The organism is Pseudoalteromonas sp. AS71 (genome assembly GCF_038900275.1).
Classification (GTDB): Bacteria; Pseudomonadota; Gammaproteobacteria; order Enterobacterales; family Alteromonadaceae; genus Pseudoalteromonas.
On record NZ_JBBMQZ010000033.1, the window covers coordinates 21,113 to 45,602 of the forward strand.

A 24,490-nucleotide genomic window follows, 5' to 3' on the forward strand; every position below is an offset into this window, starting at 1 on the left:
CCTAAGCTAATGCAATCATAGCGTCGCCGGTAGTTACAGCATCGCCTTCACTAACTAACACTTCAGCAATTGTTCCGGTATGCGTAGCGCGTATTTCAGTTTCCATTTTCATGGCTTCCATAATAATCACTACATCGCCTTCGTTAACAACTTGCCCAGCTTTTACTTTAATCTTAAAAATATTACCGGCTAGAGGTGCGTTAAGCGTTTCGCCTGATGCTACCGAAGCCGACTGGGGAATGTGCTCAGAGTCTTTTAAGGTTACTTCTTTAAGTTCACCACCTTGCGCCACTACTACGTCGTAAACTTTACCATCTACTTTTACGCTGTACTGCTCAGCTTTTACGCCGTTATTGTTTGAAGTTGATTTAGAAGGTGCTTTACTGCTTTTATCTTCAACACAAGGTACTGGCTCGAATGCATCTGGGTTGTTGCGGTTTTTAATAAACTTCAAACCAACTTGTGGAAACAATGCATAAGTTAGTACATCATCAATTTGATCATCAGCAAGTGTTAAACCTTGCTCTTGCGCTTCTTTTAATAATTCAGCTTCAAGCGTTGCAAGCTCTGGTGCAATGTTATCTGCAGGGCGACAAATAATAACCTCAGCTCCATCAAGCACACGCTCTTGTAGCTCTTTATTCATTGGTGCTGGTGTTAAGCCATATTCACCTTTTAATACGCCAGCAGTTTCTTTAGTGATTGTTTTATAACGCTCACCAGTTAGCACGTTAAGTACTGCTTGAGTACCTACAATTTGCGACGTGGGTGTTACTAAAGGTAAAAAGCCAAGATCTTCACGTACGCGTGGGATCTCAAGTAAAACTTCATTAAGCTTATCTGCCGCGCCTTGCTCTTTAAGTTGGTTTTCCATGTTTGTAAGCATGCCACCAGGTACTTGAGCTAGTAAAATACGACCATCAACCCCTTTTAAGCTACCTTCAAATGCCGCATATTTTTTACGTACATCTCTAAAGTAAGCAGCAATTTCTTCTAGGTGATTTAAATCAAGGTCAGTATCGCGCTCGGTACCTTCAACTATCGATACAATAGTTTCAGTAGCAGTGTGTCCGTAAGTCATACTCATAGATGAAATAGCGGTATCAAGCATGTCAATGCCTGCATCAATCGCTTTTTGATAAGTAGCAGTACTTAAACCCGTTGTAGCATGGCACTGCATAGCAATAGGAACCGATACCGTTTCTTTAAGTGCTTTAATTAGTTTTTCAGCATCGTATGGCTTTAATAAACCCGCCATATCTTTAATACAAATTGAGTGACAACCTAAATCTTCTAATTGCTTAGCAAGAGTTAGCCACATTTCAAGCGTATGAACAGGGCTAACTGTATACGAAATAGTACCTTGAGCGTGTGCGCCTACTTTTATAGCCGCTTTAATCGCTGTTTCAAGGTTGCGTACATCGTTCATTGCATCGAATATACGAAATACGTCAACGCCATTTTTATGCGCGCGTTCTACAAATTTTTCAACTACGTCATCAGCGTAATGGCGGTAACCCAATAGGTTTTGACCGCGTAATAGCATTTGTTGTTTAGTATTGGGCATCGCTTTTTTAAGCGCACGAATACGCTCCCAAGGATCTTCGCCTAAATAACGAATACATGAATCAAATGTAGCACCACCCCACGATTCAATAGACCAATAACCTGCATCATCTAGCTTGCTAGCAATAGGTAGCATATCGTCTAAGCGCATACGTGTTGCGAGCAATGATTGGTGCGCATCGCGTAATACCAATTCTGTTAATTTTAATTTAGCCATGTGTGTGCCCCTTATTTGTTATTTGATTTGTACTGAGCAATGGCAGCACTAATAGCAGCGATGTGCTCATTAGGCACACCTTGAGATTTAAAAGACGGTGATTTAACTGGTGATGCCTCTGGTTCGCTAAAGCGCGTCACCAAATTAGACATAAGCGTTACTGCACCAATTAATATCGACAGAAATACAAACACCCCAACCATACCAGTTAGCATTAAGCTACCAGCCGTTGTGAGTAGAGCACCTATATCCATTTTTCTCCCCCTTGAAACCCATATCGAAAATAAAAAATCGATTTAATTAAATATTTATTCACTGGATGATAACAAAACTAGTCGCTTTGTCTACATCTTGTAAATTGGTAAAACCAATTAAACTATAAACAACATAACACTCAGCTTATTTACATGCCATAACCCAGCAACCATGCGCCCTACAATACACGTGGGAAATAACGACTATAGCTAATAGTTATATAGAAGTTGTTAATTAACTATTCAACTTAATAAAAATACACACCAAACTTTATAATAAGTACAAAAACATGCACTAATTGTTAATTGGTCTTACCAAAAAATTTATTCTCAGTGGATTTTTGCCAGCAATTTGTAACAGTGTGAATAACTTACATAACAAAGCGTAAAAGTTACTAACTAACAAATAACTAAAAACACAACCAAAAAACATAAGCAATTGATATTAATAAAAAATAAACTTTGGCATGTAACTGGCATTAGTTATTATGAGCAAATTTGATAACCAAGGAGAAAACAATGTTACGCTGGACAATTACATTTTTAGTTATTGCTTTAATCGCTGCAGTGTTAGGTTTTGGTGGCATCGCAGGTGCCGCAGCTGGTATAGCAAAAATTATATTTTTTATCTTTTTAGTACTTTTAGTGATTTCATTAGTTTCAGGTGCACTACGTGGTAAATCGCCCAGGTAGATAAAGCATTCAACTAACACACTAAAATTTAATTAAAACTTACAAGGAATTACATTATGAATTCAACAACTGTAAAAGCAGCACTAATCGGTCTATTCGCAAGTTTTTTCATCATGGGTTGTGAAGACAACCATGCAGAAGACGCAGGCGAACGTATTGACGAAGCAGTAACTGACGTGCAAAACAAAGTAGAAGATGCATGTGAAAATGTTAAAGAAGGCGTAAACGCTGAAGAAACTAACTGTTAATTCTTCTTGTATCGCTAAAAAACGGCCTTAGGGCCGTTTTTTTGTGTCTGTAATAAAATCACTGACTATAAAGCTGCTCATTTAGCGGTTAGCTTGTTAAAATAAAAAAAACGATATTTAAAGCAAGGCAATATGGCATTTACAACAACCTACACGCTAGATAAACCCTACTTTTATGAGTGCTTTGATGAGTCACTCCCGTACAGTAAACGCGCCAAACCTAAGTACTTTTTACTTGTACTACTGGTTGCGCTTGGTTTATTTGGCATTTATGTTTTAAACGATCATTACTTAGGATCGTTTATGATCATGCTAGGTGTACTAGAGTGCGTCGCTTTTTACTATCGCAGACCTTGGTGGGTAACCAGACAAATGCTCAGCAGAGCATCAGGCTCTGAGGTAATACTTACCTTTGATGAAGAAGGTATTAAATCGGCTAATCATTACAAAAGCTTTCAGCTAACTTGGCAAGACATAAGCGAAGTAATAGATACGCAGCAAGGTATTATTATTAAAAATAAAAGCGGAATGCAGTATATTTCAAAACAGATATTAACCCCAGAAACACTCGCTTTTATAAACAAAAAAGCCACTCAGTGAGTGGCTTTTGACTAGTTGAGTTAATTACTCAACTACGTATACGTGTTGATTAAGCATTGCCCGGATTAGGGTTCGACTTTTCAGCTTGTATGCGCATGTAAATCTCTTCACGATGCACTGATACGTCTTTTGGTGCATTAACACCGATTCGAACTTGATTTCCTTTAACACCTAGAACAGTAACTGTTACTTCGTCACCAATCATTAGGGTTTCACCTACTCTACGAGTTAGTATTAGCATTCTCTTGCTCCCATGTTCCAATAAAAATTATAAGATTCCGCTTAAACATACTAATGAAAATTAGACTGAAAAGTAAGTAAAAACTCTCAATCTATCCATTTTCTGTTAAAAATGCTTTGTGTAATGCACGAACAGCCAACTCTAGGTACTTTTCATCTATTAAAACTGAAATTTTAATCTCTGAAGTCGAGACTAAAACCACATTAATATTTTCCTGCGCTAATGCATCAAAAAATAAACTTGCTACACCAGAATGCGATTTCATACCCATTCCAACAGCAGACACTTTAGCGACTGTTGGTAATCCGCTTATATTTTGAGCACTGAGTTGAGCTTGATCTTCGCTCAATAATTCAAGTGCTTGCAGATAATCATTCGAGTGCACAGTAAAAGCATAGTCTATTTTTTCAAAGATATGATTAACTTGATTAATCATATCTATTTCGATGCCATTATCAGCAAAAAGTTTCAATATTTTTGAAAGATATTGTGTACCGCTTGGCACACCATCGACTTTAATTAAACATTCGTCACGATTAAACGCAATCCCCGATACCACCTTGCTTGGCATATCGTTCTCCTCAAAACTTATTAATGTGCCTTCATCAGGATTAAAGCTCGAAAGCACCCTAAGTGGCACATTATGCTTGCCTGCAGCTTCTACCGAGCGAATATGCAAAACTTTTGCCCCTAAACTCGCCATCTCTAACATTTCAGCAAAGGTTACTTGGCTCATTCGCCGTGCATTAGGTTCAACACGAGGATCTGTAGTATATACGCCGTCAACGTCTGTATAGATCTGACATTCATCGGCTTTTATTGCAGCAGCTATTTCTACAGCCGATGTATCGGTACCACCGCGCCCAAGCGTAGTAATATTGCCCTCAACATCGCGCCCCTGAAACCCAGCAATAATAGCAATACGGTTATGCTCAAGTTCATGCTTTAAACGCGTAGCAGCCACCTCAGCAATACGAGCTTTACCAAACATATTGTCGGTTAGAATATTGACTTGATCGGCTAACAAGCTCACAGCAGAGTGGCCACGCTTTATTATAGCCATAGCAAGTAGTGATACAGAAACCTGCTCTCCAGTGCTAATAAGTACGTCTAGTTCACGGCTACTCGGGCGAGTATCGATTTGTTTGGCGAGGTTAATTAAGCGGTTGGTTTCTCCCGACATAGCCGAGAGCACCACAACCACTTGATGCCCTTGTTGTCTGGTTTTAACAACAAGGTCGGCGACCGCTTCTATTCGCTCTATTGAGCCTACCGAAGTGCCACCGAATTTTTGAACAATAAGCGCCACTTAGGCTTAAGTACGCTCAGTTAACCAAGCTGTTACGCTATCTAGTGCAGCAGCTAGGTTTTGTGGCTCACTACCACCGGCTTGTGCCATATCTGGACGACCGCCACCTTTACCACCTACTTGGCCTGCCATGTGGTTAACTAACTCACCGGCTTTTACTTTGCCTGTTAAGTCTTTAGTTACACCAGCAATTAGGCTTACTTTGTCGCCACTGGCAACACCCAGTGCAATAACACCTGAGCCAATCTTGTTTTTAAGGTCATCGACCATACCGCGAAGCGCTTTAGATTCAGTCCCTTCAACGTTTGCAACTAACAGCTTAACGCCATTAATTTCTACTATTGAGTCAAGTAAAGACGCGCCCGCTGCACTTGCCAACTTATCGTTAAGTTGCGCAATTTGCTTTTCAAGACCCTTAGACTTTTCAAGCAATGCAGTTACTTTTTCAAGTACCGATGCGCTATCGCCTTTAACTAAAGCAGCTACATCATGTAATTGTTGCTCTTGCTCGCTAACATAAGCAACTGCATCTGCGCCTGTTACGGCTTCAATACGGCGAACGCCAGCAGCAATACCGCTTTCAGATACTATTTTGAATAAACCAATATCACCAGCGCGCTCAACGTGAGTACCACCACAAAGCTCAATAGAGTAGTCACCAATAGTAACTACACGTACTTCGTCATCGTACTTTTCGCCAAACAACGCCATAGCACCTTTCGCTTTAGCATCATCAATAGCCATAAGCTCAGTATTAAGTGCAAAGTTACGACGAATTTCGTCATTAACTACACGCTCAATTTCACGTAGCTCATCTTTAGTAACCGCTTCAAAGTGTGAAAAGTCAAAACGTAAACGATCAGATTGAACAAGTGAGCCTTTTTGACCTACATGATCGCCCAATAATTGGCGTAATGCTTCGTGCAAAATATGCGTAGCTGTGTGGTTTTTCTTAATGCTATCGCGGCGCGTATCATCAATAGTTGCGTCAACCTTATCGTTAACACCAATACGACCTTGTACAGTACCGTGGTGAGCAAAAGCATTACCAAGCTTAGTTGTATTAGTAACATTAAATTCGCCACCAGCAACCGTAATAGTACCCGTATCACCCGTTTGACCACCTGATTCAGCGTAAAACGGTGTGCGGTCTAGTACTACAATACCTTGTTGACCATCTTCTAATAACTGTACAGCTTCGCCACCGGCAAAAATTTCAACCACTGTCGCACTGTGGTGCGTACTGTCGTAACCTTTAAAGTCAGTGTGTTTATCTGATTTTAATTGGTCATTGTAATCAGCGCCAAATTTACCTGCTTGCTGCGCTGTTTTACGTTGTACAGCCATACACTCTTCAAAGCCTTGATGATCAATCGTCATCTGGCGCTCACGCGCAACATCGGCCGTTAAATCAGCTGGAAAACCGTACGTATCGTAAAGCTTAAATACTAAGTCGCCCGGTATAATATCGCCTTTAAGGTCACTTAAGCTTTCTTCTAAAATAGCTAAGCCACGTTCTAGTGTTTTACCAAACTGCTCTTCTTCGATGCGTAATACTTTTTCGATAATTTCTTGTTGCTTAGCAAGCTCTGGGTACGCTTGACCCATTTGCTCAATTAGCGCAGCAACTAATTTATAGAAAAACGAACCTTGCGCACCCAACTTATTACCGTGGCGCACAGCACGACGAATAATACGACGCAATACATAACCGCGACCTTCGTTAGATGGCATAACACCGTCTGAGATTAAAAATGCACACGAACGAATATGATCCGCCACTACACGTAGTGACTTGTCGTCCATGTCTTGTGCATTAGTAACACTTGCAGCAGCGGCAATTAAGCCTTGAAATAAATCGATTTCGTAGTTTGAGTGCACACCCTGCAAAATAGCAGAAATACGCTCAAGGCCCATTCCCGTATCAACAGATTGCTTAGGTAGTGGCAGCATAGTGCCGTCGCTTTGACGGTTATACTGCATAAATACAAGGTTCCAAATTTCAATGAAACGGTCGCCATCTTCCTCTGGTGAACCTGGAGGTCCGCCCCAAATATGTTCACCATGGTCATAAAATATTTCAGAACAAGGACCACACGGACCAGTATCACCCATAGACCAAAAGTTATCTGAAGTCGCAATACGAATAATGCGGTCTTCAGGTAAGCCAATTTCGTTAGCCCAGTAACCAAACGCTTCTTCATCATCGTGATAAATAGTTACTAAAAGTTTTTCTTTAGGTAGGCTTACTACCTCAGTTAAAAACTCCCATGCAAACTTAATCGCGTCTTGCTTAAAGTAATCACCAAAGCTGAAGTTACCCAACATTTCAAAAAATGTATGGTGGCGAGCAGTGTAGCCTACGTTTTCTAAATCGTTATGCTTACCGCCAGCACGTACACAGCGCTGCGAGCTTGTCGCCCGTGTATAAGGACGGCTTTCTGCGCCTAAAAATACATCTTTAAATTGCACCATGCCGGCGTTATTAAATAACAACGTGGCATCGTTACCCGGAATAAGCGAGCTAGAAGGTACTATTTGATGTTGTTTACTGGCAAAAAAGTCTAAAAACTGTTGCCTAATTTGTGCGGTAGTCATGTGCTGCATTTGAAAGTCTCACCTGTATTTACTGTGCTTGCATTGCAAAATTAATTTCATCGTAGCTAAAACCCCGATACATTAAGTAGCGCACGCGCTTAGCTTTATCTTTGTAATCGAGATCTGCCTGTGTATTTGAATATTTTTTATTGTACGCATCCTGCGCAAGCTCAAACCAATCTACTTCAAGCTCTTCAACTACCATTTCAAGTAGCGAACGATCAATCCCTTTGCCCATAGCTTCGCTTTGTATTCGCTTAAGCCCGTGACATTTAAATATGTGTTTTCTTACAAAGCCTTCACAGTATCGTTGCTCGTTAATAAAATTGTGTTTTTCGCACCAATCAAGCAGCGTTTCAATAAACTCTTCTGTGGCTTCTTTTTGCTGTAGCTTAAGCGTTAACTCACGACGCGAATATTCTTGGCGCCCTAGTAACCAAAGTACATAGTTTTTTAGTTTTTGCTTTAATTTATCATCCATTAAGCGTCAAAACGTCCGCTTTCTTCACTGCTAAGAGGCTTAACATTACTATCGTCACTTGGTGGCACAACAGGCATAAAAATGGCTTGATAAGATACAAAAAAGCTAATGTAGCAAATCGGCATTAAAATCAACAGTGGTAAGAACGATAAGAACATCGAAAGCGACATAAATATTGCGCAAATAACGCAGTAAACGCTCAGTGGTAAAATATTATAATAAAACACCATAAATGAGTCTTTAAGCGCATTTAATATACGTTTCTCTTTATTAAAATAAACAAGAGGAACCGCATAAGCAAACGCCGTAAAGTAAATCGACATTGCCATTAAAAATAAAATTACGTTAGCACCCGAAATACTCTCAACCATTTGCTCAAGAGCTACATTAGGGTCAACATTTGGTTGAGTCATAATAGCCACTGCATCGGCAAATAAGCCATTAGCGAGTAACGCCATTAAAATACCCGCACCCATTTGATACAGAGCTAAACGTAACAGCCCTAATCTATTTCCCTTTGCCGTAAACGGCTTAAGAATATCGGCAAGCATAATTTTTCCGCCTTGCTGCTTTGTAAGCACCGCCTGGTAAAACCCAGCGGTTAAAAATGGCGTAGCAAGAGCTGCAACCACTTGTAGCAGCGGTAAAAATAACGACAGTAGTCCTACAATGCCAATAAACAGGTGCATAAAAATAAAGGTTGCTGGCTGAGTTTTAAAAATAAGCCACCCTGCTTTAAACCACTTTAGTCCGGCATCGGCTTTAAAAACGCGTAATTGTGTAGACATACTAACTCTTAATTTATAACGAAACACGCCAAGTATAACTTGGCGCTGGGTGGGATCACAGGGTTGGAGTATTAATATTAAGGTTTTTTAATCTTTTTAATATCTAACATGTGCGCACCATGCTTAATTTTAGTTTCTAAATACGCTTTATTACCCGCAACACCCGCTTTAATGTGCGCATGTGTGCCCACAACTGAGTCAACCGTAATACCGGCATCTCTTAGTGCATTAAGTTTTTTAGGATTGTTGGTCATTAGTTTGACGTGGTTTAAATTTAGCGCATTAAGCATTAATACCGCATCCGAAAAATCGCGCAAATCATCAGCAAAGCCTAAATGATTATTAGCCTCGTAAGTATTCATCCCTTGCGATTGCAAAACATAAGCATCAATTTTGTTATACAAACCAATGCCACGACCTTCTTGGCGCAAATACAATAAAACACCGCCTTTCTCGTGCATCATTTCAATACATTCATTTAGCTGCTCGCCGCAATCACAACGCGATGAGTAAAACACATCACCTGTTAAACACTCTGAATGCATACGAATAAGTGGAACATCCTGTTCTGTATCGGCGTTGTTAAACACCATAGCAACATGTTCTTTGCCATCTTTTAAATCAGTAAACGAGATTATTTCTGCAGGAATATCACTATTTTTGCCAACATTAAGCTGGACTCTTGCTCTTACTTGCGCCACGACAAATCCAAATATTTAAGTAACTACGACACGACAATAAAGTGATAATATCACAAAATAGGATGAGTACACCGTAGTACAACACTGTTTATGCCAAATATATGGCGACGGCGACCCTTATTTTCAATGATTATTAGCAATAAATTAATCCGTGACATTTATTCAAAAACGTTAACGTTATAATTTGAATACATCTCAACTTTAAAATTAACCACCACTCAAAGCGTTTCATTAAAAAGGCGAAATCATGACATATAATTGTTCTATACAAATAATTTCTAGAAACGTTATAGAGTAATTGAACTCGTTACGTTGCTTAGATATTTATGCTGGTTGGTATTAAATATTAACTAGGGCGTGTTGATCTTTGGTGGTTGAATTTACAGCAGCATGTTTGATTTTTAGGCAAGAAATAACCTACTTAATCTGGTTATTCGCCATAAATAGGCGATAACGCGGAGCAGTTATCGAGCCCACTAGGTTACAAACCTCGCGCCGCGATTTAACCGACCGAAGATTGAACAAATTTCAATCCACAAAGTTCAACACGCCCTAAAGTTTAGATAGTATTTTATCACTCGCCGCTTCAATTAAGTCGAGTACATTTTCAAAGCCGTCATCCCCGCCGTAATAAGGATCAGGAATTGCACTAACGCTCTGTTCGCCAAACTCTAAAAACAACGCTAATTTGTACTGTAGATGCTCAGGGCATTGGGCTTTTAAATCAGCTAAATTTTGCGTATCGGCCGCTAAAATTAAATCAAACTCAGTAAAGTCGCTTGTACGTACTTTACGTGAATAAATACCCTTAAAGCTGTAACCGCGCTTCTCCCCTGCTGCCATTGAGCGACTATCAGGCGTTTTACCTTCGTGGTAACCAATAGTCCCCGCCGAATCAACTTTAACGTTAACACCTAGCTTTTTAGCTCGGGCTTTTAATACCGCCTCTGCGGTTGGCGAGCGACAAATATTACCTAAACACACTATGAGTACTTTTTTCATTAAGGCTCCTCTAACTAATTTAAAAACCTATGTTTTAAAACTGTTTTAAAATACTTGCGTCGTAATCTTCAACATTAAGCGTTACGTTATGTTGCGCAGCAACAGATTCAAGCTCAGCTTGTTTAATGGCTAAATCGTCCATAGTGATTAGGTTATCGTCTAGCTGCCACAATAACCGAGAGCCCGCGTAGCTATAATGAATTGCTAATAACGCATCGGCATTGCCTTCACGGCCAGCGGCTTTTAACTTAGCCATTTTACGGGTTATTTTATTAAGTGCTTTTTTAAGCTCCCACACATAAACAACTTCTGTCATAAACGTATGTGTACGGTATTTATTAAGTAACCACGCAAGCCCAAGGCTTGTAATAGCAACACCTATTAAGTTCCAATGAAAGTGGCTGCCACTTTCATCAGGAAATAAAGCAATCAACGTTTGCGATATAGCCAAGCTGCCTACAGCCAAACCAATACCACATCCAGCAATAACACGGTTTAAATGTTTACGGTAACGCGCTTTATTTATTTCAATGAGTTGCATAACAGCCTAAAAAGTTAAGTTTTAATATTTGCGAATGGCTATTGTAACTAAACCCCACATTTTTTATAAAATTATTTCACCCCTTTTTGATTTGCCACCCGTTATAGCTTTGAAAACACCCTAATTGTAGTGGTCAATAAAATTTGGAGCGGCTTATGCACACACTTGAAGTACCTAACAACCCAGTATTTATTAAAACATCTACTGCCGTTATTGGCGGCGCCGCAATGACCTTTGCAGCTTTTGCGTTTATGCAATATTTAATAAGTGGCGAGCAACGCGCACCGGTTAAACCAGGGGACGATATTATAGTAGAGATTTTTCAAGCACCTGAGGATTCAAAAGTCAGGCACATACAAAAAATACAGCCACCACCGCCGATGCCTAAAGTACCGCAAAAAGCACCACCGCTTGATACATCAGCGGATCCTGTGCTGGCAATTAGCGACTTTACGCCAGTTACGATTGACGATTTTGGTGGCGACATTAACAACACCATTAATCGCCCAACAGGGGATGCAACACCTATAGTGCGCATAAACCCTAAATACCCAACTACAGCAGCGCGCGATGGCATTGAAGGTTGGGTGCAACTAAGCTTTAGCATTTCGCCAACGGGTGAAGTAATCGACCCAGTCGTTATTAACGCCGAGCCAAAACGTACATTTGATCGCGAAGCAATAAGAGCTATTAAACGCTGGAAATATCGCCCCAAAGTAATTGAAGGTGTGGCACAATTACAAACAGGTCAAACTGTACAACTCGATTTTAAATTAGATAACTCTATTTAACGGACTAAACGCCTATGCTACTAAGTATTAAGTCATGGTTATTTGAAACGCCAAGCAAGGACTGCATGGCAAGTTACGCAAAAAGTGGCGACAATCGTTACTTAGAGCAGCTTATTGCCCTCTACAGTAACGACTTATACCACTACCTTGTTACGCAATCTAATACGCATTTAGCATACGACGTAAGCCAACAAACATGGCTAAAAGTAATCGAAAAACGCCACCTTTACCAAGCACAAACCACACCCAAAGCGTGGTTATTTAAACTTGCCCGCAACACACTCATTGACGAATACCGCAGGCAACAGCACTTTGTAGAGCTTGACGAAAACACGCATTTAGCAGCACAAAATGATAAAAACGAAAGAGACTTAACTATAGGCAGCTCAAACATAAGTTACGACGCGTTCGACGCCGCCCTAAAACAACTTAGCTTTGTACAGCGCGAAGCCATAACCTTGCAACAAGAAGGCTTTTCGCTCGCCGACATAGAACTTATAACGCAAAGCAGCCTTGAGACCATTAAAACAAGGCTGCGCTACGCCAAGCAAAACCTTAAGCGTTTATTAGGAGCAAACAATGAACAAGCCTGATGAGCCGTTTGATCAAAAGCTCACACAACACTACAAAGAGCGAAAAGAGCGCACAACACTTACAAGCACTCAGCAAAAAGCGTTACTTAAAAAGGCCACGCACACAAAGCCTAAAAAGTTCGGCTTTACGCTACAGCTAACCAGCCTTGCCTGCGCACTAGGTGTGTTTGCTTTTATTGTGTTTGATAATAACAACGTAATAAATACAGAGCCTAAAACCGTACTTAACAGCGTATTTAACACTATAGACATTCACGACTATTCATTTATTAAAACACATGAAATAAATCAAGCTGGTAGCTACGCAAGCACCTTTACAGAGCAAAAGCACGCACTCGATAGCCAATTAGCTAACGATTTACGCCGCCACCAACAACGCCACATAGAATACGGCACACTCGTAAAGGTAGATAAAGACTGGTACATAGCCAGCTGTAATGACGAGGTGCTAGTGCAAATTAAGCGTTCGCTGTTGAGTGACTTAAAAGGTAAACACGCGGTAGAAAGTAATATAAATACCGGTGATATGCTCGCTATGGCACATAACGGCAAAGGGCAAATTATTGCGCTAAAACATGCGGGTAATGGGGTTAGGCAGTGTGGGGCTTAGGTAGTAATTCAATTTTACGACCTAATAGAATTAGGTCGTAACTGTTTATTAGAAACTAAAAAGCAGGTGAGTCCTCATTAGGTTTTTCATTAACCGGTATCCCCTTAATTTCTGAAAATACTTTTTTGAATGCGTTAGTTCCCATTTCACTATGAATTTCATCACATTTTTTTTCAGCTTCAGTAAGCGTATTTTGAGGTATAAAATTAGCCTTGTATTTTTTCAAGCACTCAAATACTTTGTCATCATACGGATTATCAATTAGGCCCTTTAGATATAGTTGGTAAAGTAATAACCAATAGTTATCTTTTTCGTAGTTATCACCATCATCAATTATAGTTTGTGCGAACTCGACGATCATTTCATTAAAGTCATGCATTTCTAATAACAAAGTAATTGCAACACAATCACCACTCGCAATGACCTTTTCAGCCGTTTCTGTTTTTGGGATGACGTTATTAATTAACATCGTGTGAAGCGGCCAAGACATACCATCAGATCGGAACTTATCAGCATTTTCTCTTATTATTACATTTAATTGTTTCTCGAAAATCCCTGCATTTATCTCTGCTTTGCCTAATAATTTGTCAAATAACGGGAGTAAAACTGGGTAGTGCCACGATAGGTTCAGAAGAGCTTCCAATAAACTTACATTAGCACCTTCATCTAAGTAATTAATGATTAATGATATTGCATACTTTAATACACTTCCATCAGGCGTACTTTTATTTATCCCAATAGCTTTATTTAAAAACGTAAGCGCTTCGTCAGCAGATAGTTGGGGCTCGCTTTCGCCTGCATTACCTAAGCGACTTGGTAGTGCACTTCTCAAATCTAACACCCATTCATCTTCAAAAGCCGCAGGTAACTCTATTATCGATGTTTTCTTTAAGTTCAGTGTCAGCTTATATAGAGCAAGAGAGTTAGATAAATCTTGGATGAAGTTTTGAGCGTCTTCGCTAGTCAAGCAGTAGCAAGTATAATCATCTATATATCGATGAAACTCATAATTTTTACTTATTAAGGCTTCGTCAATTTTACCTAAGATTAACTCGCTCACAATACTAGAGGCTGCCGAACCTATTGATATTCCCTGAGTTTCATTACGCTTAGTTTTTCGCTGGTAGGTGTCTAAACGGTTAAACCAAGCACGTTTATTACCTTGCTGATCTTTAGCCTCTTTAATTCCAACAGCAGCCCATGCAATCGCATGAGAATAAATACTATTAAAACAATTCGCTATATCAGTGTGAACTCTAAATCGTTTTGCAAAAGAAGAAGTATGCGAGCGACTAATTTTTACGAATGAATCTTCATAATTCATTACAACCAATCGCTTTTCACTGTGATGAAACTCAGGCTTAATTATACTATTTTCATTTTCGGTAACACATTTCAGATACTCCCAATTATCGTGTATGCACTTGGCTAGTGATGAGTAAGCTCTGGGATGAACAAGTCCCAATACTCTAGGCACGTTATTATATCTTGTAGCCTTATATTCAACTAAGTCATAACCAGATCTTCCTTTAGTCTCTTCAAGCTTAGAAATAGCCTCTGCCACCTCTGGTGTAAATTGCCTTGTATCTAGACTCGGTGGTAACTCACCTATATTTGCTCGTTGATTTGGAAAATAGTTATATCTAGTTAGAGCTTCATATAAAGCTCTTTTATCATCTGTATCACCAAAAATCTGGCTCATAAACATTCCTTTGCGTATTTCATATAGTTAGTTTACCTGAAACCACCTAAAGCAGAAAAACCTTAGCCTAAAAGTAGTCAATTGATGTTCGGAAAAATCGCATGATTATCAGTGTGCCAGCACGGCCTGGGATATAATTTTTAGAGGCTGCCGCTAGCGCAAAAATATTGAATACTGTTCCTATGCTGAACCTAACTTTTTTGGCTAGCGACCGACGCGCCAGCAAGCTAGGCGCCTACAACAAACACTACATATATAACTTTAGGTGCGCTCATTGCATTGGCGATCCGTTGGGTTTCGTGTCACTCAACCCAACCTACGTACGCTATAAACGTACAGCCTACACCTTGTAAATTACTGTAAATAGTTACTTCTTTAAAAGCCGCTTTTCTGGATTGTTTAAATACTTTAAGCCAATGGTAACTATGCGTGTATGTACCATTGTTATAACGCGTATTTGCACATTGCCAATAACAACAATATCGCCTTTACTGACTTCTCCTGAAAGCTTTTGATTAATCACTTCTTCCAAGCTTATATCTTCTGGCGCGTCTATTTGCATGTGGTAAGAGTAAAATATATCGCCTACCAGCGTTACACCTTTCACTTTAAGTTCGTTGTGGGCTAAGTGGCTGTCTTGATGGTTTGTTTTATCTGTTGCTGTAAAAACTAAATCAACAAAAGGTCTGTTATCTGGTTTTAAAACAACAAATAAATGATCGTTTGGTTTTAACTTAGTTGAGCCTCGTGGCGGTATGATTGACGGACCCCGTGTGATCATAGCAACAACCACACTCTCAGGAAGTGCAGCATGTGACAAGCTACGCCCAGAAACCCGAGAAACGTCACTTAAAGTGTATTCTACAATTTCTATATCAATATCGTTTAGTGCTGTGATTTCGAGCGTTGCAGCAGCCAAATCAGGTGGCGGCTCTACTAAATTTAGTTTTTTAGCCATCCACGGCATTGTTGAGCCCTGTAACGTGGCTGAAATTAACACCACGAAAAAAACAACATTAAAAATAAGCTCTGCCCCTGAAAGACCAAATAGTAATGGGAATATAGCTAAAATAATGGGCACTGAGCCTCTAAGGCCAACCCAAGATACAAACAAGGTTTCGCGATTGTTAAAACCAAACAGTTTTAAAATAGGCGCTACCGCTAATGGGCGAGCAACAAAAATAAGTGCCAGTGCAATAAGCAACCCTTCTAACCATACGTCAACCAACGACGACGGGTTAATAAGGAGTCCTAATACAACAAACATGGTTATTTGCCCAAGCCATGCTAAGCCGTCATGAAACAGAAAAATACCGCGTTTATATACAAATTTGCTGTTACCTAAAATAACACCCGTTATAAATACAGCTAAAAATCCACTACCACCAAGCGTTGCAGAAAGGCCAAAAGAAAGCAGTCCAAATGCGGTTACCATCACTAAATACAAACCCGATGCATTTAGTTTAATTCGATTAATAAACCAAACCGATACCTTACCAATTAAAAGACCACAAATAGCGCCAACACCCATTTGTTGAGCAAATAACTGTAGTAAATCCAGCCCTATTGGCATGTCGTTAACGAGCATTTCGAGCAATCCAACCGTTAGAAAAATAGCCATTGGATCGTTCGAGGCACTTTCTATTTCAAGGGTAGATTTAAGCTTTTTATTTAAGTGAATACCCGCACTTCGTAAAAGCGCAAACACTGCGGCAGCATCTGTAGAGCCAACAATAGCGCCTAGTAAAACACCTTGTAATATGGGCAGGTCTAAAATATAAGTGGCCACAAGGCCTGTAATTACGGCGGTAAATAACACCCCAACGGTTGCTAAAGCAGACGCGGGTTTCCACACTTGTTTAATTGAACTGGTAGGCGTTTGTAAGCCGCCATCAAATAGAATAATGGCAAGCGCTAGAGTACCCAGAGCATGTGCGGCCTCTGCGTTGTCGAATGAAATACCTGCAATACCGTCTTCACCTGCGAGCATACCTACAAGTAAAAATAGCACCAGCACCGGTAAGCCAACGCGTGCAGATAACTTGCTCGAGATCACTCCTAGTAAAATTAATATGGCACTAACGAGAATGATATTATCAATTGCAAACATAGTGTGGATTTACAGCCTTATATGAGTTGAAAAGTAAGAATTTATAGCTATTAAAAAGCTTAAAGCTCATGCTATACAATAACCTAAAAAATATAAATACGGGTAATTAAGTCTATATTTAAGTGGTTTAGATAATAGAGAGAGTGTTATTGAACTTAATATTACTTAGCTTAGCTCCATTCAACTTAATTTTATTTGTTTTTAAAAACAAAAAACCTGCAATTAAGCAGGCTTTTCAATAATCGTAAGTTACAGGTATAACGTATTTACACTTTCTTTTAAAACGCTGCTTACAGTCTAATCTTATGAAAGTCCATGCTCGATATCCCTAAAGGTCCATTGACCATTAGGATCTGCTATATCAATTAACTCACACGCTTTTTTATTCCAAGCGGCTAGCCATGTAATATAATTTGTTAGTTGGTGATAAGCTCGGTCTGGCGCATCAGAGCGAATTCTAGACATTGAAAAACCTGAATACGTAGCACCACTTCCTACCCAACTAACAATTGATGAAACAGCTCCACCGCCTGGAACTACAAAACCAACAGTCGTTGTTACTAGCCCTAATATAGTCGCTGTTTTTTCAACAGCATTACCTGTCTTCATTATGTCGCCGCTTATAACAGGATGTAGCAAAGCCAACAAGTTAACTGCTTGTGGCTGATTAGAAGCAACTGCAACATCATTTGACGTTTTTGAAGTATTTGTAGGTGCACCTCTTCCTCGCATTGCAGGAAGTAAGCTATTAAAGGATTTTTGGCTACTATTACTTGTTGAAAAAGTAACTGATTGTGTACTTAAGCCACCTGCTTTAACTCTTTTTTCATCGCGTGGTGTTACAGTTGATTTATAAGTTCGTTGTAATCGACGATAAACAGCTGCACTACATTGCGTCATTTGTATTGCTAAAGCAGCTTGATCTTTAAAGGCTTTACCAATTGCACGTTCAGAAAGTTGCGTTAGCTGTGTTTTTTTCTTTAGCGCATGTTGTCCGACAATAATATCCATAAAAATGTCCTTATTTATTATTTAATTGTCGAAATCATATCATTTAAAGTTAGGTAGAGAAATCCTAAGAAGTTAATTTCTGTAATGATTTTAGGTATAAGAAAAATTACTTTTTGAGTATTTAACTTGAGTTTCTTTAACTGAGAAATACCTTATATTTAAACAATCACTATCTGTAAAAATAAGCCCTTCACTAGGCTAACTTAGTGAATTATGTGCGGCTTAACATTACTAATATCACTGTTAATCGTAATCTCTACATTATCAGGTTTTATAGCAACATCGCTTAGACCTGTACTAGTAAAATACTCTTCGAAGCTCTGCCGATACTCAAGATAAACCTGCTTATATGCAGTAATAAATAAACTCAGCTTTTTAGCTACAACCGGATACGTTACAGCAAGTTCTCGTAGCTTTTCAGGCTCAGAAAAAGCAAATTCGGCGAAAATATTAAAGTCATTCTCAATATTAGTTTTACCGTAGGTAGATAGAAAGCCATTTTTATAATCAGGCCCTATATTCCTATCTTGCGTTAACGCCTCATAGTTTGAGGAAGCAGGACTCCAACTTTCAGGCAACAGACCTTGCCATGCAAGATTAACAAAAGGGGAGCGTAAATAAATTAAAGAACTAAGCTCGTGATGAACTCCCCGTAACGAATTTCCATAATTGAAGTTAGTACCGTTCTTATCTGAGATATTTGCTAGTATTATAAAATTTCTTGAATATGTTCCCCCCGCTTCAGCCCCCTCCATAAGCATAGGTCCTGAAATATAAATAGCATCAATCACTTTGGAAACAAAGCCTTCAGGATAAACCTCCAGCGCAGTTTCGATACCATCAAGTGACTCTGAAGAATCTTCTAAAGAAGTACTTTCCATTTCAAGCGAAGGTCGTTTGCCTTCACTTCCTAAAAATTGTTCAGGAAAAAATAAACGAGTTTCGCCAGCCTTAATATCGAGCTGATATGTTTTTGCTAGTCTATTAGCTTGTTCTATTTCACTTTCTAGGTAAGAGCATGCGTTCAGAAATAATAAAAAACTAAAAAAGACAAAAGCTTTATTTTTCATTTAAACAATCCTTGTTTTATGCTCTAAAAAAGCCTGCATAGTTGCAGGCTTTTAGGTAATTATTATTGCTCGTTTATTAAAGCATTACTTCTATAGTACGCTCTTACAAAACAATTATGCTTGTTACTAAGTACGCTAAAAACGTAAGGCCACCACCAAATAAGGCATACGGTAGCTGCGTTTTAACGTGGGTGAGTAAGTCACACCCCGATGCAATAGCCGATACAGCGCTGGTGTCGGATATAGGCGAGCAATGATCGCCAAATATACCACCACCCAAAATAGCACCAACAACAAGCGACGGCGGTAAACCTAGCGCTTGAATAAGTGGCACACCAATTGGGATTAATATAGCAAAAGTACCCCACGATGTACCTGTAGTAAACGACATTACCGCGCCAGTTAAAAACAGCACCGGTACGATTAAGTAAATAGGTAAGTAGTCGCCAACAAGTGATGCTACAAATACGCCAGTACCCAGCTCTTTTAAGCTTGCGCCAAGTGTAAGCGAAAGCAATACAATGGCGACCAATGGCATTAATTCGCCCATGCCTTTAAAACCGGTATCAACTAACTGATGATGGGTAAATTTACGTGAGCCAATCATTAAAAAGTAAGCCACAACAATGGCTAAAACCGTTGCGTACAATACTGATTTAGAACCGCTACCCTCGGCAAGTACACCATTACCGGTGTAATACATAAAGCCAACCATGCTGGTAATAAGCGTAATAAGCGGGATTAACATGTAACGCGCTTTAGAGGCTTTTATTTCATCTTTTACGTCGGTTGTTTGAAGCTCTAGTTTTTCTTCGGCTTCTTTCATTGGGCCGTGCACTTTATCGAACGCGATTGTGTAAAAAACAATGGCAAGGGTAATTATGGCGTAAAAGTTATACCCTACGCTGCCCCACAATACCGATACAGCCGACTCACCTAGCTCGTAGTTACCTAACAAACCAAGTACAAATGCACCCCAGCCGTTAAGTAGTATTAAAATACACACTGGCGCACTGGTGCTGTCAATAATGTACGCTAAACGCGCTCGGCTCATTTTAAATTTGTCGAACAAGCCACGCGATAAAATACCTGAGGTAAGTACGCTCAAGTTAGATTCTATAAACACCGCAATACCGGTAAACATGGTTAAAAAGCCCACTTGGCGCTTACTTTTTGCAATGCCTTTGTTCATTAGCATATTAACAGTTGCTGCAACGCCGCCAGATTCGCGAATGTAGGCAAGCAATGCACCAATTAAAATACTAAATATTAGTATGCGTGTATTACCTGGCGAGCTGGCAACCGAAATAATACGTTCAATGGTATTTAAAAAAGTATCAAACACGCTATTACCTTCGCCCTGAAAGGCGAGTAAAAACTCAGAAGAAGCAACGGCAACAAGTAGTGCCATAATCACTTCTTTTCGCCAAAACACGATAGCAATCGCAATTAGCGGCGGTAAAATAGAATACCAATGCATAAAAAGTTAACCTTAGTTATTAGCGAGTAAACCTCGCTTTGTACGCGTTTTAACGCTTATTTGTTAAGCCTAACAACATAAACCGGCTTAGTTTTATAGACCGCTTAGCTTAATGGATTGGCTTACTCAAGTCACCTGTAAATAAATCACTTAAGGTGGCACAGTTAGTACGTTTTAACCTATACGATAGCTTATTGATTTAGTAACGCTTCGTAAATAAGCGAGACCACCGATCCGTACTGCGCGGTTTCAAATTGTTTGCCTGTAAATTCGTAACGTTTTTGCGAGCCTTTAATTGCGCTATGGCGAGCATTAGTAAGTAAAACAATAGCCAAGTCGTAAGCGGGGTCTATTACGGTTACTGTGCCTGTCCAACCGGTGTGGCCATAAGCCTGCGCGCTTGCATAAGGACCAAAGTGCCAACGCCTTGCTTGGTTATTACCGGCAAGCCTAAAGCCAAGCCCGTAGGTTTCATCGCTTGATTGCGGCGTTAAAAATTGCGCTAAAGCGCTTGCACTAAATAATTGTTGGTCGCCGTAGCCACCATTATTTAATAATAGCTGGCAAAGCACGGCTAAGTCGTGGGCGTTACTAAATAGCCCCGCATGCCCTGCTACGCCATCAAGTGAATAATAAGCGCGCTCGTCATGCACTTGGCCTTGTAAAACATTGGTGCGAACATTATCAAACTTAATACGCCCGTCTCGTGTGTTGCCGCTAAGCTCAGTGGCTGCAAATTGCTGCGGCTTAAAGCCTTTTTTAAGTGGATTAAATAACGTGTTAGTTAATTTTAGTGGCGCATACACTTGCTGCTCTAGGTATTCGTCAAGAGGCTGCCCTGTAACGCGCTCAATTAGTACGCCTAAAATCATGTAATCAATATCTGAGTAAACATGCTGCCCAGATAATTTACTGCTAAAAGGCACGCTGGTAAGTAATAGCTGCTTAGTGGTTTTACTGTTTTGCGAATAAAACGCATCGCCGTAACTGCCATCTTTGCGATGGAAGTCAAATACTGGCGGGTATCCGGCGCTGTGAGTGAGTAACTCTTTTACTGTACGTTGTACTCGACCTTCGCCTTTATACTCGCTTAGGTAGCTTTGCACGGGTTTATTAATATTTAATAGCCCTTCGCTTACTAGTTTCATAAGTGCAAAGTTGGTGGCAAATATTTTGGTGTTTGAGGCCAAATCAAACAAGCTATTAGTTTGCATTGGTTCTGGGCGAAGTAGCATTAAGTCACTTTGCTGATATTGTTTTGCATCGCCATAGGCGGTTAACTTTATTAGCTCGCCATTTTTAACAACAGCCAATACAGCCCCAGGAAAACCTGCTTTTACATCGCGTCCAATTAATGTGTCTACTTCAGTAAAATCTATATGCTTTTTTGGTTCATCACTTAAAGTAGGAAATGCAAAACGCAGTGTTAAGCTTGCGCCAGCAGGGAGAATATTTTCAACTTTAAAGGTATTAACACCATTGTGAGTATTTTTTGCCAAACTGTAATTGTATAGAGTGTTGGCGCTAAGTTGGTTAACGTCGAGCTTTTGATTATTAATGTAAATATCGGCGCTTTGTGCGTTATGGTTTTGTATTAATAATTGCCCGCGCCCTTTGTAAGCTTTAAACGTTCCTCGGTTATTTACATAAAACCGGCTACTTGGATTTACCTCAGGAAACGTTACAACCACTTGTGCATTAGGCAGCTCTACAAGTTGGCTCTTTGTAAGTGGTAGCACCGAGCTAATAGGCTCAGGTGGTGTACTACAACCCACAATAATAAAGCTTAACGCCGCTATAAATGCTTTTTTTATATAACTACACCTTTGATTTTTTAAAGCGATAAACATGCTTAGCCCTTATTTATATAACAAGTAAGGCGCTCTTTGCGCTTTAAATTGCACAAGCCCCGCCTGCCAGCTTTGTTTTATTTGCGCTTCTGATTGCCCTGCTTCAATAGCTAAGCGCAATTTATTAGTACCCGCTAGTTTATCCATAAACTCAGCGCGCTCAAAAAACGAGATGTTGTTTTTACTAAGCTCCGTGTACGCATTTATTAAGTAAGTTAAATTTAAACCTGTAATATTTGCTTGTCTTAAATCGAGCCCTTGCACGGTTTGGTTTTTAAATTTAGGGTTTAAAGCAGCGCCTTTAATTGCGCGCGGTGTAAAACTAAAATCGCCCAATGTAATTGGCGAGTAACCAATTACCTGAAACGCAAAGTCGGTGCCTCTACCAATACTGATAGGCGTTGCTTCAAAAAAGCAAAGCGACGGATAAAGTGCAATGGCCTGATCGTTAGGTAAATTAGGGCTGGGTTTTACAGGCAAACTATAAGCACTTTTGCGAGTGTAATGATCAACAGGGATCACGGTTAATTTTAAATCGGGCGCTTTATTGATCCAGCCCTCGCCCTTGATCATTTTGGCAAGTTCGCCAACGGTCATACCGTGTAAAACAGGTATTGGATGCATGCCTACAAACGATTTAAATTCTTGCTCTAATATTGGTCCATCAACGTAGGTAATATTTGGGTTGGGTCTGTCGAGTACTAAAAATTCTATCCTCTGCTCTGCAGCAGCTTCCATCATGTAGTGCATAGAGCTTATGTAAGTATAAAAGCGCACTCCCACATCTTGAATGTCAAAAATAATGACATCAACATCGGCTAAAGCAGCTTGGCTTGGTTTTTTATTTTTACCGTAAATAGAAATAAGCGGAATACCCGTTTTGCTATCAACGGCATTTTTTACATGTGCGCCTGCATCGTGATCGCCGCGAAAGCCATGCTCAGGTGCAAAAATTTTAGTTATATTAATATTTTTAGTCAGCAGCGCATCTACTAAGTGAGTTTGCCCTATAGTTGATGTTTGATTTACTACTAGCCCTACACGTTTATTTTTTAACTGCGGTAAATATTTAGCATATTGCTGCGCACCTACTACAAGTGAGTTATTGGCTTCGTTGGCTTGCACGCTTGGAATAAAAATAGCGCTAAAAATAAAAAATAACGTAATAAATAGGGTTTTAAACATACTGCAATATCCTTTTAAACAAGGCGTTTAAAATAACATAGGTAATATTAAAGAGCAGCTTTAGAAAAGGTTAAGTGGGCTTAGATATAGTGATTAGAAGCTGGCGCTTCTCACGCGAGCAAGCTCAGCGTCTACAACAAATGAATAAACTCGGGTGTGGATTTAAGGATGAAGGCTGGTTTTACTTTAAAATACCACCTCTCATTTTAAGCTTAAAGACCGTATTTAACCTTCTTAGAGCTAAACGCTTCTAGTTATTTAATTTATTGGCCAATGAACCACTTAAAGATCTATTACACGAAGAGGAGCGAAAGAGAAGTAAATGAGAAGACATAAGCCCGGGTTTATTAGTTTAGCTTAGCTTTATTACTATCTCTAAAAGCGCAGCGCCTCTTAACCTCTTTGTGAATAAATTACTTATTTTTGGCGTTGCCAACGAATAAAATCTTATAAATTATATTTTTAAGGGGGGAATAGAAACTGGTGCTTCTCACGCTAGCAAGCTCTGCGGCTACACAGGATAAAATGAGAGATGGTATCTACTGGGTAGTAATCTACATTTCACTTTATTTCGGGCACAAAAAAACCGACTTAATGTCGGTTTGTTTATGAAAGTGGTGGGCGCAGGACGTATCTTGTAAGAGTGAACCTCCGACTGCTTGGTTCTCAATTCGGCTAAACCTACACTTCACTTTACTTCACTTTATTTCACTCTATTTCACTTTATTTCGGGCACAAAAAAACCGACTTAATGTCGGCTTATTTATGAAAGTGGTGGGCGCAGGAGGATTCGAACCTCCGACCGCTCGGTTCGTAGCCGAGTACTCTATCCAGCTGAGCTATGCACCC

23 protein-coding genes and 1 tRNA gene are annotated in these 24,490 nt (G+C 39.7%); 6 read left to right on the plus strand and 18 right to left on the minus strand.

Annotated elements, in window-relative coordinates:
- Nucleotide 1: 1 nt before the first annotated feature.
- Complete coding sequence (oadA, locus tag WNY98_RS19145; protein WP_342878672.1) at nucleotides 2-1,783, minus strand: sodium-extruding oxaloacetate decarboxylase subunit alpha; 1,782 nt, start codon at nucleotides 1,781-1,783, stop codon at nucleotides 2-4.
- Nucleotides 1,784-1,794: 11 nt separating this feature from the next.
- The gene (locus WNY98_RS19150; protein WP_024600764.1) at nucleotides 1,795-2,037 is read right to left on the minus strand and encodes an OadG family transporter subunit; all 243 of its coding nucleotides are present in this window, start codon (nucleotides 2,035-2,037) and stop codon (nucleotides 1,795-1,797) included.
- Nucleotides 2,038-2,556: 519 nt separating this feature from the next.
- Between WNY98_RS19150 and WNY98_RS19155 the strand changes: the two genes are divergently transcribed.
- The 3 genes from WNY98_RS19155 to WNY98_RS19165 all read left to right on the plus strand — a co-directional run bounded on the left by WNY98_RS19155 (nucleotide 2,557) and on the right by WNY98_RS19165 (nucleotide 3,578).
- Nucleotides 2,557-2,730 (plus strand): DUF1328 family protein, encoded by a 174-nt coding sequence (locus WNY98_RS19155; protein ID WP_002961939.1) that lies wholly within the window; start codon nucleotides 2,557-2,559, stop codon nucleotides 2,728-2,730.
- Between the two features lie 56 nt (nucleotides 2,731-2,786).
- Complete coding sequence (locus tag WNY98_RS19160) at nucleotides 2,787-2,978, plus strand: hypothetical protein (RefSeq protein ID WP_007378921.1); 192 nt, start codon at nucleotides 2,787-2,789, stop codon at nucleotides 2,976-2,978.
- Between the two features lie 132 nt (nucleotides 2,979-3,110).
- Nucleotides 3,111-3,578 carry a YcxB family protein gene (locus tag WNY98_RS19165; RefSeq protein WP_342878673.1) on the plus strand — a complete coding sequence of 156 codons (468 nt, stop codon included), beginning with the start codon at nucleotides 3,111-3,113 and terminating at the stop codon, nucleotides 3,576-3,578.
- 49 nt (nucleotides 3,579-3,627) lie between these two features.
- On the opposite strand, the gene csrA is transcribed toward WNY98_RS19165, so the two are convergent.
- The 8 genes from csrA to WNY98_RS19205 all read right to left on the minus strand — a co-directional run bounded on the left by csrA (nucleotide 3,628) and on the right by WNY98_RS19205 (nucleotide 11,239).
- The gene (gene csrA, locus WNY98_RS19170; RefSeq protein ID WP_004587515.1) at nucleotides 3,628-3,819 is read right to left on the minus strand and encodes a carbon storage regulator CsrA; all 192 of its coding nucleotides are present in this window, start codon (nucleotides 3,817-3,819) and stop codon (nucleotides 3,628-3,630) included.
- A gap of 91 nt (nucleotides 3,820-3,910) precedes the next feature.
- A complete protein-coding gene (locus WNY98_RS19175; protein ID WP_342878674.1) occupies nucleotides 3,911-5,128 on the minus strand; it encodes an aspartate kinase in 1,218 nt (405 codons plus the stop codon).
- A 6-nt stretch (nucleotides 5,129-5,134) separates the two neighbouring features.
- Entirely contained in the window at nucleotides 5,135-7,735 is a 2,601-nt protein-coding gene (alaS, locus tag WNY98_RS19180) for an alanine--tRNA ligase (protein ID WP_342878675.1), read from the minus strand.
- Between the two features lie 19 nt (nucleotides 7,736-7,754).
- Nucleotides 7,755-8,207: a regulatory protein RecX gene (locus WNY98_RS19185; RefSeq protein WP_342878676.1), complete on the minus strand. Its 453-nt coding sequence runs from the start codon at nucleotides 8,205-8,207 to the stop codon at nucleotides 7,755-7,757.
- Complete coding sequence (locus WNY98_RS19190) at nucleotides 8,207-8,995, minus strand: BPSS1780 family membrane protein (RefSeq protein WP_024612196.1); 789 nt, start codon at nucleotides 8,993-8,995, stop codon at nucleotides 8,207-8,209. Before WNY98_RS19190 ends, WNY98_RS19185 begins: the two co-directional genes overlap by 1 nt.
- A 77-nt stretch (nucleotides 8,996-9,072) precedes the next feature.
- Nucleotides 9,073-9,696 carry a GTP cyclohydrolase II gene (ribA, locus tag WNY98_RS19195; protein ID WP_342878677.1) on the minus strand — a complete coding sequence of 208 codons (624 nt, stop codon included), beginning with the start codon at nucleotides 9,694-9,696 and terminating at the stop codon, nucleotides 9,073-9,075.
- Nucleotides 9,697-10,248: 552 nt separating this feature from the next.
- The gene (locus tag WNY98_RS19200; protein WP_342878678.1) at nucleotides 10,249-10,698 is read right to left on the minus strand and encodes a low molecular weight protein-tyrosine-phosphatase; all 450 of its coding nucleotides are present in this window, start codon (nucleotides 10,696-10,698) and stop codon (nucleotides 10,249-10,251) included.
- A 34-nt stretch (nucleotides 10,699-10,732) separates the two neighbouring features.
- On the minus strand, nucleotides 10,733-11,239 hold the full coding sequence (locus tag WNY98_RS19205; RefSeq protein WP_294119877.1) for a DUF3087 domain-containing protein: 507 nt from the start codon (nucleotides 11,237-11,239) through the stop codon (nucleotides 10,733-10,735).
- A gap of 155 nt (nucleotides 11,240-11,394) precedes the next feature.
- On the opposite strand from WNY98_RS19205, the gene WNY98_RS19210 reads away from it, so the two are divergent.
- Genes WNY98_RS19210 through WNY98_RS19220 form a run of 3 tightly spaced genes read left to right on the plus strand, consistent with a single transcriptional unit; the run spans nucleotide 11,395 to nucleotide 13,233 of the window.
- A complete protein-coding gene (locus WNY98_RS19210) occupies nucleotides 11,395-12,030 on the plus strand; it encodes an energy transducer TonB (RefSeq protein ID WP_024592799.1) in 636 nt (211 codons plus the stop codon).
- A 14-nt stretch (nucleotides 12,031-12,044) separates the two neighbouring features.
- Nucleotides 12,045-12,623 (plus strand): sigma-70 family RNA polymerase sigma factor, encoded by a 579-nt coding sequence (locus tag WNY98_RS19215; RefSeq protein WP_342875778.1) that lies wholly within the window; start codon nucleotides 12,045-12,047, stop codon nucleotides 12,621-12,623.
- Nucleotides 12,610-13,233 carry a hypothetical protein gene (locus WNY98_RS19220; protein WP_342878679.1) on the plus strand — a complete coding sequence of 208 codons (624 nt, stop codon included), beginning with the start codon at nucleotides 12,610-12,612 and terminating at the stop codon, nucleotides 13,231-13,233. The genes WNY98_RS19215 and WNY98_RS19220 overlap by 14 nt, the downstream gene beginning before the upstream one ends.
- Nucleotides 13,234-13,288: 55 nt before the next feature.
- Here WNY98_RS19220 and drt4 read toward each other — a convergent pair whose 3' ends face one another.
- From drt4 to WNY98_RS19260, 8 genes are all read right to left on the minus strand, one after another.
- Nucleotides 13,289-14,935, minus strand: a complete 1,647-nt coding sequence (gene drt4, locus WNY98_RS19225) for an antiviral reverse transcriptase Drt4 (protein ID WP_342878680.1) — start codon at nucleotides 14,933-14,935, stop codon at nucleotides 13,289-13,291.
- 367 nt (nucleotides 14,936-15,302) lie between these two features.
- The gene (locus tag WNY98_RS19230; RefSeq protein WP_342878681.1) at nucleotides 15,303-17,045 is read right to left on the minus strand and encodes a potassium/proton antiporter; all 1,743 of its coding nucleotides are present in this window, start codon (nucleotides 17,043-17,045) and stop codon (nucleotides 15,303-15,305) included.
- A gap of 303 nt (nucleotides 17,046-17,348) precedes the next feature.
- Nucleotides 17,349-18,056 carry a hypothetical protein gene (locus WNY98_RS19235; RefSeq protein ID WP_342878682.1) on the minus strand — a complete coding sequence of 236 codons (708 nt, stop codon included), beginning with the start codon at nucleotides 18,054-18,056 and terminating at the stop codon, nucleotides 17,349-17,351.
- Nucleotides 18,057-18,259: 203 nt separating this feature from the next.
- Nucleotides 18,260-19,126 (minus strand): hypothetical protein, encoded by an 867-nt coding sequence (locus WNY98_RS19240; protein WP_342878683.1) that lies wholly within the window; start codon nucleotides 19,124-19,126, stop codon nucleotides 18,260-18,262.
- A 103-nt stretch (nucleotides 19,127-19,229) separates the two neighbouring features.
- Complete coding sequence (locus tag WNY98_RS19245) at nucleotides 19,230-20,606, minus strand: Na+/H+ antiporter NhaC family protein (protein ID WP_076925111.1); 1,377 nt, start codon at nucleotides 20,604-20,606, stop codon at nucleotides 19,230-19,232.
- A gap of 191 nt (nucleotides 20,607-20,797) precedes the next feature.
- A complete protein-coding gene (pbp4b, locus tag WNY98_RS19250; protein ID WP_342878684.1) occupies nucleotides 20,798-22,456 on the minus strand; it encodes a penicillin binding protein PBP4B in 1,659 nt (552 codons plus the stop codon).
- Nucleotides 22,457-22,465: 9 nt separating this feature from the next.
- Nucleotides 22,466-23,641: a DUF1343 domain-containing protein gene (locus WNY98_RS19255; RefSeq protein ID WP_342878685.1), complete on the minus strand. Its 1,176-nt coding sequence runs from the start codon at nucleotides 23,639-23,641 to the stop codon at nucleotides 22,466-22,468.
- Nucleotides 23,642-24,413: 772 nt separating this feature from the next.
- Nucleotides 24,414-24,490: transfer RNA gene (locus WNY98_RS19260), tRNA-Arg, on the minus strand.

What these genes read in the sequence shown, in the direction of transcription:
- oadA (WP_342878672.1), bottom strand. Translation starts at nt 1,783, where the DNA reads ATGGCTAAATTAAAATTAACAGAATTGGTATTACGCGATGCGCACCAA.
- WNY98_RS19150 (WP_024600764.1), bottom strand. Translation starts at nt 2,037, where the DNA reads ATGGATATAGGTGCTCTACTCACAACGGCTGGTAGCTTAATGCTAACT.
- WNY98_RS19155 (WP_002961939.1), top strand. Translation starts at nt 2,557, where the DNA reads ATGTTACGCTGGACAATTACATTTTTAGTTATTGCTTTAATCGCTGCA.
- WNY98_RS19160 (WP_007378921.1), top strand. Translation starts at nt 2,787, where the DNA reads ATGAATTCAACAACTGTAAAAGCAGCACTAATCGGTCTATTCGCAAGT.
- WNY98_RS19165 (WP_342878673.1), top strand. Translation starts at nt 3,111, where the DNA reads ATGGCATTTACAACAACCTACACGCTAGATAAACCCTACTTTTATGAG.
- csrA (WP_004587515.1), bottom strand. Translation starts at nt 3,819, where the DNA reads ATGCTAATACTAACTCGTAGAGTAGGTGAAACCCTAATGATTGGTGAC.
- alaS (WP_342878675.1), bottom strand. Translation starts at nt 7,735, where the DNA reads ATGCAGCACATGACTACCGCACAAATTAGGCAACAGTTTTTAGACTTT.
- WNY98_RS19185 (WP_342878676.1), bottom strand. Translation starts at nt 8,207, where the DNA reads ATGGATGATAAATTAAAGCAAAAACTAAAAAACTATGTACTTTGGTTA.
- WNY98_RS19190 (WP_024612196.1), bottom strand. Translation starts at nt 8,995, where the DNA reads ATGTCTACACAATTACGCGTTTTTAAAGCCGATGCCGGACTAAAGTGG.
- WNY98_RS19200 (WP_342878678.1), bottom strand. Translation starts at nt 10,698, where the DNA reads ATGAAAAAAGTACTCATAGTGTGTTTAGGTAATATTTGTCGCTCGCCA.
- WNY98_RS19205 (WP_294119877.1), bottom strand. Translation starts at nt 11,239, where the DNA reads ATGCAACTCATTGAAATAAATAAAGCGCGTTACCGTAAACATTTAAAC.
- WNY98_RS19210 (WP_024592799.1), top strand. Translation starts at nt 11,395, where the DNA reads ATGCACACACTTGAAGTACCTAACAACCCAGTATTTATTAAAACATCT.
- WNY98_RS19215 (WP_342875778.1), top strand. Translation starts at nt 12,045, where the DNA reads ATGCTACTAAGTATTAAGTCATGGTTATTTGAAACGCCAAGCAAGGAC.
- WNY98_RS19220 (WP_342878679.1), top strand. Translation starts at nt 12,610, where the DNA reads ATGAACAAGCCTGATGAGCCGTTTGATCAAAAGCTCACACAACACTAC.
- drt4 (WP_342878680.1), bottom strand. Translation starts at nt 14,935, where the DNA reads ATGAGCCAGATTTTTGGTGATACAGATGATAAAAGAGCTTTATATGAA.
- WNY98_RS19230 (WP_342878681.1), bottom strand. Translation starts at nt 17,045, where the DNA reads ATGTTTGCAATTGATAATATCATTCTCGTTAGTGCCATATTAATTTTA.
- WNY98_RS19235 (WP_342878682.1), bottom strand. Translation starts at nt 18,056, where the DNA reads ATGGATATTATTGTCGGACAACATGCGCTAAAGAAAAAAACACAGCTA.
- WNY98_RS19240 (WP_342878683.1), bottom strand. Translation starts at nt 19,126, where the DNA reads ATGAAAAATAAAGCTTTTGTCTTTTTTAGTTTTTTATTATTTCTGAAC.
- WNY98_RS19245 (WP_076925111.1), bottom strand. Translation starts at nt 20,606, where the DNA reads ATGCATTGGTATTCTATTTTACCGCCGCTAATTGCGATTGCTATCGTG.
- pbp4b (WP_342878684.1), bottom strand. Translation starts at nt 22,456, where the DNA reads ATGTTTATCGCTTTAAAAAATCAAAGGTGTAGTTATATAAAAAAAGCA.
- WNY98_RS19255 (WP_342878685.1), bottom strand. Translation starts at nt 23,641, where the DNA reads ATGTTTAAAACCCTATTTATTACGTTATTTTTTATTTTTAGCGCTATT.